The sequence below is a fragment of the Sphingobacterium sp. genome (genome assembly GCF_039596235.1).
In the GTDB taxonomy this organism is placed as follows: Bacteria; Bacteroidota; Bacteroidia; order Sphingobacteriales; family Sphingobacteriaceae; genus Sphingobacterium.
The window spans coordinates 300842-313705 of the sequence record NZ_JBCNKE010000007.1 but is presented as its reverse complement, the minus strand read 5'-3'; the positions used below and the strand labels follow the sequence as shown (position 1 = coordinate 313705).

Here is a 12864-nt window from a genome sequence, read left to right as displayed (position 1 = left end):
TGGGCGCTCTTACTTCCCAAAAAATTCAGAAGGCCTTCTGAAAACGTTGTAGCAATCCCGTGCACGGAGCACGCGGACCTACCAAGTTTTTGACTTTTAAATTTTTTGAATCATGTGGAGTTTAATATTATATTTTTTGTTTGGAATCGGTCAACCTTCCAACGGACAGCAAGGTAATCAAAGTGGTCAAACTACAGTGACACCTTATGGAGATCATGGTGGAGAAACCGAAACTCCTCGTCCTCCTAAAGGATAGATAATTAAGCAATATTTTTATTGAAAAGGTAGCCTTTGGCTACCTTTTTTTATTTATTATTTTATTAGCTCAAAATTGTCAATATCTTAGATAGAAATTAGCCAGATTTGAAATATCTATATTTATATTGTATTAGCATCTTTCTGCTTTCTTGTGTTAGCCATGAAGAGAGGCAAGAAAATACGGTAACTAGCCTAGACTATAACAAAGCTTATGAGTACATTGATGCAGGAAAAACGGATAGTTCCTTTTTCTTTTTCGATAAAGCGAGGCAGGTGTTCTTAGATAATAAGGATAGTCTTGGAGTAGCCAAATGCCTTGTTAATATGGCAATTACATTAAAAGATCAAAATGATTTTTTTGGTGCCCAAGAAACTGCACTTCAGGCAGTTTCCTATATGAATACCAATGATCCCAAGCATTATATTTACTTAAGCACAAATTACAACAATTTAGGGGTTGCCAGTAGTAAACTTGGTCAGTATAAAACAGCATTATCTTTTTATGAGTTAGCGCTCAAATTTTCGAATGATTCGTCCAATACATTCAGTTATCAAAATAACATAGGGATTTGTTATCAAAATCTTAATCAGTACAATAAAGCTATTGAAATATATAATAGTCTACTTGGAAAAACAAAAAACAACCCAAAACGCTATGCGAGAATATTATCTAATTTGGCAAGAACTAAATGGCTCCAGAATTCAAGGTATCCCGCAGAAAACGAGATGTTAAAAGCTATGACTATTAGGGAGAAAGAAAAAGATCTTTGGGGATTAAATGCAAGTTACGTACACTTAACCGATTTTTATACTAAAAATAGTCCTAATACTGCACTATTATATGCAGAGAAAATGTATGAGGTTGCTAAGGAATTAAAAAGTGCTGATGATCAAATTTATGCCTTAGGTAAACTCGTTGAGCTAGCTCCCTCAAATCTGGCCAAAAAATATTTTAGTATTTACCAGCACATGGCTGATAGTGTTCAACAAGCCCGCGCCGCCGCCAAAAATCAATTTGCCCTGATCCGCTATGAAGTCGAAAAAAACAAAGCCGAAAACCTAAGGCTAGAAAAAGAAAATACAGAAAAGCAAAACAGGCTTATCCGTCAACGTGCCATTACAGGAGCAAGCATCTTTTTACTCTTGTTGGCAGTGGGAGGTGGCACCCTCTGGTACAAGCGCCGCAAGCAACGGCTTGAACTAGAAGCAGAGAATAAGGTCAAAGAAACCCAACTTCACCTTTCCAAGAAGATACATGATGTTGTGGCCAATGGTATCTATCGCGTAATGACCGAAATCGAATATAAAGAGGATATCGATCGGGAAGGAATGCTCGATAAGCTGGAGCATATGTACAATCAGTCACGCGATATTTCCCATGATGTCGAACAGAAGACCATTACCGAAATTCCCTATAGTGAACAGATTGCCGAATTGCTCAAATCATTCGCAGCCGACCACCGCCGTGTATTCATTGCCGGAAACGAGACCGAGCTATGGACTAACGTTAGCAGGCGAGTCAAAGACGAGATCAAGCATGTGCTTCAGGAATTGATGGTCAATATGAAGAAACATAGCCAGGCCGATCAGGTCGTGGTACGGTTCGAAACATCAGGACAGCAACTGAAAATCGTGTATAAAGATAACGGCATTGGCATGCCACAGGAAAAAACTCAGGGAAAAGGATTGTCCAATACGGTTTCCCGTATTGAAAGCCTCGGCGGTGAAATTATCTTTGTCAGTGAACTGGGAAAAGGACTCAGCGTTACGACCAATATCCCACTAGTATAAAAGATAATAATGTATGTTTAAAAAAGTACTCATTGCCGAAGACCATGATACAGAAAATGTTGCGGTGCAAATAACACTTCGCGATCTCGGTGTGCACAATCCAAAGTATGTTTATTATTGCGACCATGCGCTCACCTGGATCAAGAATGCCATCCGTGATGGCGACCCTTATGATTTGCTTATTACGGATATCGAATTTGAGGATGATGGTAATTTTCAGGAGATCAAGGACGGTCTAGCTTTGATCAAAGCTGTTAAAGAGATACAGCCAGATATCAAAACCATTATCTTCACTGGTAAGGATAGATCAATTGCGATCAACGAAATGTTTAAGTCCAGTCAGATCGATGGCCATGTTATTAAAGCTCGCCGTGGTGGACAGCATCTTCGCGAAGCGATCCAAGCAGTTTATCAGAATAGGATCTATCAGTCTCCGAATACAAAAAAAATTATCCAGGAGCAGAATTCACATGAGTTTACCCAACTGGATTTGCATATCATTAAGCTATTATATGAGGGGATTGCTCAAAAAGATATGCCCCAGTATCTGCAGCAAAGAGATATCAAACCATCCAGTCTGAGTAGCATCGAGAAACGGCTCAATCTGATGAAAGATATATTGGGCTTCACCAAAAATGAGCAGTTAGTTGCTTATTGCAAGGAAATGGAGTTGATATAAATCTATTTTTACGGGAAACCGTATGAAAGGACCGTTTTAGGACATTAATTTTGTGAAGACAGGCAGTTACAGGTTTGTAGACTGAAGTATTTTATGGATTCAAGATACTTATTGCTATATATTAACAAGTTTATGAAGAGAAAAGGTTATCGGAGGATAGCCTTTCTTTTTTATTACCGTTTGAGGTTTTAGACTCCAGATGAATCCAAGTCTAGCACTTAAATATGTTTAATCAGCCTTATTCGAAAACGTGTTGATTGAATTCAAAGCGTAATAAGCGATTCCATTGTCTGGATATTCTTCCAAGACCTGTTCATAAAGTGCCTTAGCTTTTTCGGCTTGCCCGGTCTGTGAATAACAAAATGCGATATTACAGAGTCCCATTTCTCTAAAGCTCATTTTTGAAGAACTCAATACCGTAATGACACGGTACTTGTCCACCCATCTGTTTCTTATGAAATAATCAACACTGTCTTTAAAATATCCTATCGCCGATTCAAAGTCGTTTTGTTTGAGCGCTTTCATTCCTTTTCGATGACTTCTGGGTATAGTCATTCGCAACACTAGCGCTATAACGCAGAAGATCATTACGCCATTAAATATATCATCTGTTTTGGCGATATACTCATAACCAAAAAGAAAAGCGATCACAATAGCGAATACAATTAAAAACGAAGGCCAGGATATTGACTGAACTGTAGGAACATTTGAACTCATTTTATCAAGATCTAATTTCGGTTGTAATGACATGTTAAATATACTGAAACTGTAGAGAAGTCTTTCTTTCAAGTATTGTTTTTGTGTTAAGTTTTACGCAAAGATCAAATCAACCAATTTTTAATCGTGCCTTTACGGGAAACCGTAGAATTAGCCCATAATCATCCCCTAGATTTGTATCAACCATTACGAGTTAACGATTATTAATTGAATATTTCAATGAAAAGATATTTTTACATACTTGACGGAAGAAGGATAGGACCGTTATCCTTTGATGAAATCAAAGCAGCTAATATTTCAGCAGAAACATTAATCTGGTATGAAGGATTGAAAAATTGGCAACCCGCAGGAGAGCTCGAAGAGTTTCGGTATTTTTCTGAACCCACAGACGAGATTGAAACGCTGATTGATGATGACGCTGCATCTATAGAGCAAGTCACTATCCCCGTTCAGGAAGAGGCAATTTCAATTCATCCTGCTACTGGTGGAGATCATCCGGATTCAGTTGGAATAAGTAGCCCCATCGTTCAGAGCAATAGTGTAGAAACCCAACTTAATACCTATTCCTCTTCTTTGAATCAATACCATGGTAGTGACGATCCATTCAGTGATGGAAAGGAACATTTGATTTATCCAAAGCAAGCTATGTTTTCGGCTCCTTTTAGTTTTAACGGAAGAATCAGACGAACAGAATACTGGCTCAGTATTGTTATTGGCTACGTATATCTATTTTTTGTTATAGGATTAGTAGGATACAGTAAAGGTTCGAATAACTTGGGCTCCGTAGGCTTCTTGTTTTTAATCCCTTTTTACTGGTTTCTTCTTGCCCAGAATACCAAACGCTGCCATGATCGGGGGAATTCTGGATGGTTCCAAATTATTCCATTCTACGGCCTTTGGATGGCTTTCGGTGACAGTGATAGATTTGTGAACGAATATGGGCCCAATCCTAAAGGGGACAACCTATAGACAAGATTTTAACGATATTATTTTAAATACATGAAAAGGATTTCTTTGATTGCTAATTCCAGCATTCAATATTACAAGTATGAAGTAAATATTGATCTCGAGTTTGGCAAAGAAAACAGATTTTACTACCACCAACCATTTGATACTAACTTTTTTGATTTTATCCTTGATCCGGTTTTTAAAATTATGAAGGATGGAAGCGAATACTATTATCGGTTGCAGGAACTGATTGATAAAGGTTTTGTGATCAATAAACGTCTAAAGGATGAAGCCGATTTAAGTACCTGCAGTGATGCGGTGACGGAAGTTTACGAAGAAAGTAATCTGAAGCAGACACTCAAACAGTACCAAAATAAATGGATTCCATTACCATTTTTTAAGGAGAACGCAATTAACAAGGATTTGCTGTATCCTACAGATTGGGTACGCGTATTTTTTACCTGTGACGAGGAGTTTTCAACGGCAAAAATTGTAATTGCTGTGGATACATCCCTTGCCAGAAATGAAAGCGATAAAACGGGGCCTCAACTAAGTAATAATCCCGACGAGAATATTTTCAGGATTCAGTCCGATGAAATCAATCTCAGTAATTTTTTGTTCACCCAAGACAATTCGATCGGATGGATAGATCGGTATTTAGCCGATTTATTTTATGATAAAAACGAAGAAGAACGGTATACGCACCCTATCAAGAAATATATAGCCAAATATATCCTTTTGGTCAAATGGTTGGCAGCTCAGACCGAGTCCCCAGAAATTCAGCTTTTTACGGACAACATCAGAAAGAAAACAGTCGATCTAGTCATTGATATCGGTAATTCAGCCACCTGTGCATTATTATTTGAAAATAAAGATGACAATAGCTTCGATTTTGATAGTGTGAAGAAACTTATCATTCAAGACTATACCAATCCGCATCTGGAATACAACAACTCATTTCCGATGAATATGTTGTTTAGTGAATCGAGTTTTGGGAACATTGATAAAGATAATTATCATAACAATAAATTTATTGTTCCCAGTCTGACCCGCATCGGTTTTGAAGCTGAGAAATTAATTAATTCTGCAAGCACAAATCTAGATCTTGGTTACGAACTAAAAACCTACAACTCGAGTCCGAAACGATATCTATGGGACGATCAAATAAGCGATCGTGAATGGGAATTTCAACCGGTTAATTCTAATCGGGTAAAGAAGGTCTATCTGAATGGCATATCAGAGCAGCTTAGTCTAGATGGTAGTTTAAAGAGTTCGCGTGAGGTATTTGGCGCAAAATCTATGTTTTCTAGAGCTTCGCTGATGAAGTTTGTTTTCCTGGAAGTATTGATGCATGCCCATGTACAGATCAATTCCTATAAGTTTAGAGAAGAACATGGCGAAATGACCATGCCTCGAACGATCAAACGGATTACAATATCATGCCCTACAGGTATGATCCAGCACGAGCAGATCGCGCTAAGGCAAGCGGCAGCAGAAGCGTGTGAATTGCTGGATGGTTATCAACGGTTCTACTTTGATCAGGATGAAAATACAAACTGGTTTAAAAAGCCGGAGATTATTCCATCTATTCAGGATATATCCAAAACCCTCAGTCAGCTGGAAGATAAAAAAGATTGGATGTATGATGAGGCGACCTGTAGCCAGCTTGTTTTTGTTTACAGCCTCTTTTCGAAAAAATTGAGAAGCAACAATTATGTGATTGACCATTTTTTATTCAATAATAAGAATGCGTTAAAGATTGCTTCAATTGATATCGGTGCGGGGACAACTGATATAATCATCAATCAATATCAGCTTAAGACCTCAAATAAGATTCAGGAATTGATTCCCCAACCGCTATTTTGGGATAGTTTTAAATTGGCAGGAGATGATCTGATGAAGGAGTTGATCCAAAAGCTGATTATTCGAAGTCCCTTAAAAATTGATGATTCAGCCTTCGAAGGGTTAGAAAATTATGGGAGATCAAAAGGGATTATAGACATCCAAAGCCGGATCAATGGATTTTTTGGGGAGAACTCCAATAATATGGGCTATCTCGCAAAGATGATGCGCAAATCATTCGTCCATCAGGTGGCACAGCCTATCGTACTTAAGTACCTGCAACAGGCCAACCAGCAAGAATCTTTGGAGATGTCTTTCGAAGAAATCATAGGACACAAATTTGAAAATAGTGCACTTGTCAACTATTTTGAGCGGGTAATTGGTTTCAATTTTTTGGAAATCCGATGGACAATATCGGCTAAGGACGTCAATGAGATCGTTTCTAGTGTATTTGAGGGACTGGTTCGTCAAATGTGTCTGGTGATCAATCAATTTGAGTGTGATTTTGTGGTCTTGTCCGGAAAGCCTGCATCCCTGCTTAGCTATGAGGAGCTCTTCAAAAAATTCTTGTTTGTTTCGCCGACCAATGTGATCAATCTCAATAATTATTGGATCGGAAAATGGTATCCATTTGCAGACAATTTAGGGAATGTTGAAGATCCGAAGACGATTGTTGCAGTGGGTGCAATCATCGCTTTGATGGCAGCCAAATTGAAGAAGATCCAGGACTTCAATTTAAATACAACGGAGCTGACCAAAAATCTGAATTCCACGGCCGACTATATTATTTCCAAAGTAGAGAATAGAAAAGAAGTCATATTGAGTCCGCAAAAAAATGAACAAACATTTTTGCTTAAATCACTTCCTTTTGAGTTTGGCTATTCGAAATATATATCGCGAAACTATACCTATTCAGGTCTCTATAGATTAAGTATAGATCACAGGCAGATGGAAGAGGTTATCAAGAGCCGTTTTGTCGGTCGGGATGCCTCATTTTATGAAGAGCAGGTTGATAAAGAGAGGGGTGAAATATTACGTCATCTACCGTTAAAGGTGACCATCGCCAGAGATTGGGATGAAAGTAAGGAAATATTGAAGATCGAACATATCGAAGATAATGAAGGGAATGAGAAGCCTGGACGTTTTTTCCAGCTCCATTATCAGACGTTGGACAGTGTTCAGGGATATTGGTTAGATACTTGTGAATTCGTTTTATAGTAAAGAAATGTCGAATAATTATTCTGAATTAGAAATCAAGCTTATCAAGGAATTTATTTCCGGTAAGATCGATCTTATACATGGATCGATTCAATGGGCTGAAAAGAACCTAAGGTATGAAGAACGCAATAAAGTGCTCCTCACCTTAAAGAACAGTCTGAATACCATAAAAAAGGTTCAGGGCAATATCGGTAATAAACCGGTCATCGCTGTCTTCGGGGCAAGCCAGGTAGGGAAATCCTATCTAATAAAAAATTTGTTGAGCAATACAAACAGACCCTTTGAGATTGAAAATGACGGTAAACAATATGATTTCCTAAAGCAAATAAATCCGCCTGGAACTGGTGCCGAAAGTACAGGTTTGGTCACTCGATTTACGATTGATCAAGATCCCTCGTTCCCAGATTTTCCAATAAAGGTGAACTTGCTAGCGGCAAAAGATATATTATTGGTGTTACTTGATGCTTTTTTTCTGGATCTTAAGAAAATTACTTCCTTTCCCTCAAAAGGAGATTTTGAAGCACATCTTAAAAAGCTGGAGCTTGAGAAAGCTGAAATTCAGCAGGATTTTTTAACCGAATTTGATGTGCTTGAGATTAAGGAGTACTTTGAAAAAAATCTTTCGCAGCATACCATCTTGTTTGAAGGTCTTTATGAGACAAGGTTTTTCGAACGGATAGGTCGTATTATCCATCATTATGGGGCTGCAGATTGGTCGCGCATATTTGATATCCTTTGGAATAAAGAAATTTTATTAACAGATCTTTTTATCAACTTGATCAATAAGCTGAAATTGGTACAGTTTGCACGTAATGGATATATCAAGTTTGATAATGTTCTGCGTGAGGGGGGAGCTATTCTCGATGTCAAACGTTTGGGTGAACTTAGTGCTGACTCTGAAAGGAGTAGTACAACTTTTAAATTGAGTAATGGTTCTGAGATTCAGATCGAAATACCTGCATTGTCAGCTTTGATTGCCGAACTTGTTTTTTCGATTCCCGAAGGACTTGTCAAATCAAAAGAATTTTTAAAATACAATGATTTATTGGACTTTCCGGGAGCCCGCAGTCGTCTGGCATTGGATCAATCGGATATCTCGGCAAAGAATATTGATGCCATGTTACTGCGGGGTAAGGTCTCTTATCTTTTTAATAAATACTCCCTTGATTTTAATATCAATAATCTCTTGTTCTGTACCAATGACAAGCAGCTAGAAGTCAACGAGATTTCATCCCTGCTATACAACTGGATCGAAAACAATGTTGGGGGTAGTGTCGAAGAGCGATCAAAATCACTTCAGGAAGCAAGCTTGCCACCACTGTTTGTCATTTTTACCTTTTTCAATAATCAGATCAAGTTTGACACTACAAACGATGGCGAATACCTCGAATCTGCTGAAAAATTAAACTATAAATGGCACACACGTTTCGAGCGTTTCTTTGAGCAGGAGATCGTTACGCAATCACGTAACTGGCATACAAAATGGACAACCCAGGAAAATCTGTTTAAAAATTTCTATCTGTTGCGTGATTACAAGTATTCGAACGATACGTTTATAGGATTTGAACAGGAAGGGGAAGAGATCGCAATCCATCCAGAAAGGGAAAATTTTTTGAAAGTCATGGAGCAGTCCTTTACACGCTATGGTTTTGTCCAAAATCATTTCCAGGATGCCGAAAGAACATGGCAACAAGTTGCTTCCATCAATCATGATGGCTCGGCGTTGATTATTGAATCCCTGGCGAAGGTGTCGGGTAATAAAACCAAAATCAATCATAACCTTCAAAAGTTAAACACAATCCTGACCAAGATACAGCGGGATCTCGAACGTTTTATTCACAAAGACGATGTCACTGTCATGCGCGAAACGCAGATGCGTCAGGTAAATCAGTTTCAGTTGGCGTTTAATAGTGCCTTAGTAAAAGATATTGGACTGTTTAACGTCTTTATTGACTGTCTTTCGATTAATCCAGCCGATATTTTTCAATTGCTGAATAAACATATGGTGGTTGATACCAGTCGCCGCATATTGGATGAAACCACAGAGGAGTCCATTCTATTGGTTCAATATCCAGAGCTAAAACAGGCAAAGTCGAAAGCAGAAATGCTGACCATTCTGCAAAAGCATCTTTGGCTTTCATCACATGAAGCCGTTGAAGACTTTTTAAAAGACAGCGGTATCGAAATCACTGATTTATTCCAGCAGGAAGAGGTCAATTCATCAAAGTCTGAGTATTACGTTCAATTGATTCTCGAATCTTGGTTAACGAAGATCAATAACTTGGATCAGTATAGGGATTTCATCGCACATGGTTTGAATAGAAACAGTTTGATTTTCGTTGTGAGCTACTTTAAGGAACTGCTTAAAAAGCGAAATGTTGGCAGCAAAATAGTTAGGTTGTTAAATGATATTATTTCTGAGATAGATGTCAACCATGGTTATGAAATATTTCTGACCGAAACCTTCTCCCTGGTGATCAATGAATTGATTTTCAATTTCGATGTCAGCTACTTTACAGAAGAAGAAAAAGAGGAAGCCAGAAACATCTTGGTTTCTAATCCCAATCGATTTTTTGAGCGAAAACTTGATACATCCGCCAGCGCGATATCCGCTTTATTCGACGCCGAAAATATTGATGTACGTGCAATAGCACTACAGAAGTACAACAAATGGATTGAATATTTACGCCTTTCACTCCTTGTCAATGCAGGATATATCGATTACGATGAGCAGGCCAATCAGGAATTAAAATTATTGGTCGAACAGTATTCACCTTTTCAACTGGTTTAAAAATGCAAAAATTTCACTCAATAGAAACGGATAGGTACATTCCATTATCTTTTGACAATGCTTACCTGTTTAATCAGTATGATAGAATCAGTAATTTTTTGGTCTTTAACTTGGATAAAAAGTATCGGAATTTTTTGGCTAAACCGGTCAAAAACAACTATGATATTGATTGGTACAGTGTACATATGGGCCTTCAACCGGTAGAGCATTCGTCTTACCGGGAATATGGTCTCAAACAATATTGGCTGGTAATGGAGGAACTTCAAAAACGTATAGAAGATCTTGTGCGGAATAAAGATTCCAATGTACAGTATTGGGGGGCAATTCTTCAAACAGTTTTTAATCCAGAGGACAATCTTATTTTCACCAACGGACAGGAAATCTGCATCATCTGGGGGTGGAAGTTTGAGAATAACCAAAATCGGAAACCGCACCTTCTTGGTGATAGCTTTCAGGAAACAATTAATCCACAGGATGCCCTATTGCCACCACAGATTCCGGATATGGATCCCCCAATCGCTGATATCAGTGCACCAAAACAACCTGAAAACCTGGAGTCTGAAGCTGCAATTGAAACCCCTATTTCCTCGTCAGTTGTCTCCGAAGAGTATTTTATGGTCGATGTCAAAGAAGAAAATGTTGGTGTAGAAATAGGCAGGAAAGAAGGCTTTTTAGCCTTTTTAAAATATATAGCGGTGACTTATTGGTGGGTGTTGATCGTACTCTTGGTATTGACCTGTTTGATCTTCTTTTTTAAATCTTTAATCCACAGATCGTAATGGAACATGTGAAAAACAAATCTTTTGTGAACAACTGGTGGCTATTTTATCCCTTATTGTTTCTGCTTATCGGTTTACTCGTTTATGCCTTGCTTTGGAATCCTGAGAATACGATTGAGGTGCTAAGACAGGAATTGAACGACTGCCGAGATAGGCACGCTGCTTCGCCTAAAAGACAGGTTGATGGTGGCGGCAATACTATGCCTGACAACATAGATTCATTGCAACTTAGGGAAATAGAGAAAAATCAGGCACAGCCAAAGGAAGAAAAGAAAGCCGAAAATACAATTGTTAACTGTGATGCAAAGGTGGAGTCTGGCGGTCAGGGAGTCACCAAGACAAAGCATATCCTAGGCGGTCAATCTGGACGTGTCATCTTGCAGTACGATACAAAAACAATTCCAGATGAGATCAAAGTGTATTACGATGGTAAACCTATTGCTCATACAGATGGACTTGTTTCTGGAGCCGGCCAGTTGGAATGGATTTATGAAGTTGCTCCTGGCAAACCCAAATATTGCTATGTGGAAGTTTCGGCACCAACACCCCGTACCGTTTGGGAGTACATCGTTAATTGTCCACTTTAATAAAGATCTATGAAACAGTCAAAATACCCATCTTATTACTACTTGTGCTTGGTGGCTTTTGTATTGCTGAGCGTGCTTTTTTGGATTTTTTTCCTTACAGCAGGAAATGTTGTAAGACGAGGGCGTGTACAACTTGCCCCCATTGAACATAAGCCTACAACTGTTACCAAATTGGAAATAACGTCCATCGTGTACCTAGATCCGCTACCGCTGACTTAATATCACGATTAATATTTGAATTTAGAAGTAAAGAAAATTTAGCCTATATGAAACAAGAGAATTTTTTGTTTGTGGATGTGGTTTCATCCATTTTCCTACTCATCCTGTTACTCTGTAATTTCTTTGGACTGCTCTATATGACAGAGGGTAACATGTTGTTGAGCCTAGCCGTCAGCCTCATTATTGTAGTCTGTTATTATTTTGTGTTGCAGCTGCTGAAACGGAATAAAGAGCGTATGCTCAATCAAGGGTATCTGAAGAGTACCGCCAGTTTGTTTTTTATTGTATTCGTTGTTTTTGGCCTGATCAGCTATGTCTTTATGATCCATTTGGTCAATATTGAGAAAAACAGCAGAAAGGCAATTAAGAAAGAAGCGGATGAAAAAGTGTTGCTTGTGAAAGATTTAGCCACACAATACGATAAGCGCGCAAATGAATCGATGCAGACTTTTGAGGCGCTGTTTAAAGGTAAGTTACAGACCTATAAAAATCAGCGAACAAATGTACTGCGCAATGAATTGGGAAATCCACCTTTTAACCTGCCTGAAGCCATATTGAACAGTCCTTCAGCAAGTATTGACGTGTCGGCGAGTACCAATGCCATATTGAATGCTTATCAAGTTAAATATAACACCAACCACAAGTTGTTGGACAGTTTGGTATTCAAAAAAGCAGATAGTTATAATCAGATCTTTCAGCAATGGGATAGGCTTAGTTTGGCAACAAACTACATTGCCCTGAACGATTTTGTTAAAAGTAGCGCAACGCTTGTGAATGAAAAAATCAAGGAGCTACCCGTTGACAATGAACCTATCAAAGTTACGATCAGTGAACGGAATTTGCCCTTGGACAGCCCGATTGCATTAGCGAAGATCTATTCGCCCGATTATCTCCTCCCACTGATTATTATACTGATTATGCATGCCTTTATTTTGATTCCTTATTTCACATACCGGGTGCGCAAATATAATAGCCCTCGTGTAAAAGATCCTGAAGCGGAAATTATTAATCGAGGTGGAACAATAGAACTTTAAT

The 12864-nt window shown here is 38.5% G+C and carries 10 protein-coding genes; 9 read left to right on the top strand and 1 reads right to left on the bottom strand.

The window, feature by feature from the left end:
* Positions 1-112 precede the first annotated feature (112 nt).
* From ABDW32_RS16005 to ABDW32_RS15995, 3 genes are all read left to right on the top strand, one after another.
* Positions 113-256, top strand: a complete 144-nt coding sequence (locus tag ABDW32_RS16005; protein ID WP_343564133.1) for a hypothetical protein — start codon at positions 113-115, stop codon at positions 254-256.
* 326 nt (positions 257-582) lie between these two features.
* Positions 583-2049: a tetratricopeptide repeat protein gene (locus tag ABDW32_RS16000; RefSeq protein ID WP_343564131.1), complete on the top strand. Its 1467-nt coding sequence runs from the start codon at positions 583-585 to the stop codon at positions 2047-2049.
* A gap of 13 nt (positions 2050-2062) precedes the next feature.
* Positions 2063-2728, top strand: coding sequence for a response regulator (locus ABDW32_RS15995; RefSeq protein ID WP_343564129.1), 666 nt, complete (start codon positions 2063-2065; stop codon positions 2726-2728).
* 228 nt (positions 2729-2956) lie between these two features.
* Here ABDW32_RS15995 and ABDW32_RS15990 read toward each other — a convergent pair whose 3' ends face one another.
* Positions 2957-3478, bottom strand: a complete 522-nt coding sequence (locus ABDW32_RS15990) for a tetratricopeptide repeat protein (RefSeq protein ID WP_343564127.1) — start codon at positions 3476-3478, stop codon at positions 2957-2959.
* 186 nt (positions 3479-3664) lie between these two features.
* Between ABDW32_RS15990 and ABDW32_RS15985 the strand changes: the two genes are divergently transcribed.
* The 6 genes from ABDW32_RS15985 (at position 3665) to ABDW32_RS15960 (ending at position 12863) form a co-directional block, all read left to right on the top strand.
* On the top strand, positions 3665-4414 hold the full coding sequence (locus ABDW32_RS15985; protein WP_343564125.1) for a DUF805 domain-containing protein: 750 nt from the start codon (positions 3665-3667) through the stop codon (positions 4412-4414).
* A gap of 30 nt (positions 4415-4444) precedes the next feature.
* Positions 4445-7453, top strand: a complete 3009-nt coding sequence (locus ABDW32_RS15980; RefSeq protein ID WP_343564123.1) for a virulence factor SrfB — start codon at positions 4445-4447, stop codon at positions 7451-7453.
* A gap of 7 nt (positions 7454-7460) precedes the next feature.
* Complete coding sequence (locus ABDW32_RS15975; RefSeq protein ID WP_343564121.1) at positions 7461-10244, top strand: virulence factor SrfC family protein; 2784 nt, start codon at positions 7461-7463, stop codon at positions 10242-10244.
* A gap of 2 nt (positions 10245-10246) precedes the next feature.
* Positions 10247-11023: a hypothetical protein gene (locus ABDW32_RS15970; RefSeq protein WP_343564119.1), complete on the top strand. Its 777-nt coding sequence runs from the start codon at positions 10247-10249 to the stop codon at positions 11021-11023.
* Positions 11023-11610, top strand: coding sequence for a hypothetical protein (locus ABDW32_RS15965; protein WP_343564118.1), 588 nt, complete (start codon positions 11023-11025; stop codon positions 11608-11610). The genes ABDW32_RS15970 and ABDW32_RS15965 overlap by 1 nt, the downstream gene beginning before the upstream one ends.
* A 266-nt stretch (positions 11611-11876) precedes the next feature.
* Positions 11877-12863, top strand: a complete 987-nt coding sequence (locus ABDW32_RS15960; protein WP_343564115.1) for a hypothetical protein — start codon at positions 11877-11879, stop codon at positions 12861-12863.
* Position 12864 lies beyond the last annotated feature (1 nt).

Excerpts from the sequence above, each read along its gene's own strand:
- ABDW32_RS15980 (WP_343564123.1), top strand. The coding sequence starts at position 4,445 with ATGAAAAGGATTTCTTTGATTGCTAATTCCAGCATTCAATATTACAAG.
- ABDW32_RS16000 (WP_343564131.1), top strand. The coding sequence starts at position 583 with ATGGCAATTACATTAAAAGATCAAAATGATTTTTTTGGTGCCCAAGAA.
- ABDW32_RS16005 (WP_343564133.1), top strand. The coding sequence starts at position 113 with ATGTGGAGTTTAATATTATATTTTTTGTTTGGAATCGGTCAACCTTCC.
- ABDW32_RS15985 (WP_343564125.1), top strand. The coding sequence starts at position 3,665 with ATGAAAAGATATTTTTACATACTTGACGGAAGAAGGATAGGACCGTTA.
- ABDW32_RS15995 (WP_343564129.1), top strand. The coding sequence starts at position 2,063 with ATGTTTAAAAAAGTACTCATTGCCGAAGACCATGATACAGAAAATGTT.
- ABDW32_RS15990 (WP_343564127.1), bottom strand. The coding sequence starts at position 3,478 with ATGTCATTACAACCGAAATTAGATCTTGATAAAATGAGTTCAAATGTT.
- ABDW32_RS15970 (WP_343564119.1), top strand. The coding sequence starts at position 10,247 with ATGCAAAAATTTCACTCAATAGAAACGGATAGGTACATTCCATTATCT.
- ABDW32_RS15960 (WP_343564115.1), top strand. The coding sequence starts at position 11,877 with ATGAAACAAGAGAATTTTTTGTTTGTGGATGTGGTTTCATCCATTTTC.
- ABDW32_RS15965 (WP_343564118.1), top strand. The coding sequence starts at position 11,023 with ATGGAACATGTGAAAAACAAATCTTTTGTGAACAACTGGTGGCTATTT.
- ABDW32_RS15975 (WP_343564121.1), top strand. The coding sequence starts at position 7,461 with ATGTCGAATAATTATTCTGAATTAGAAATCAAGCTTATCAAGGAATTT.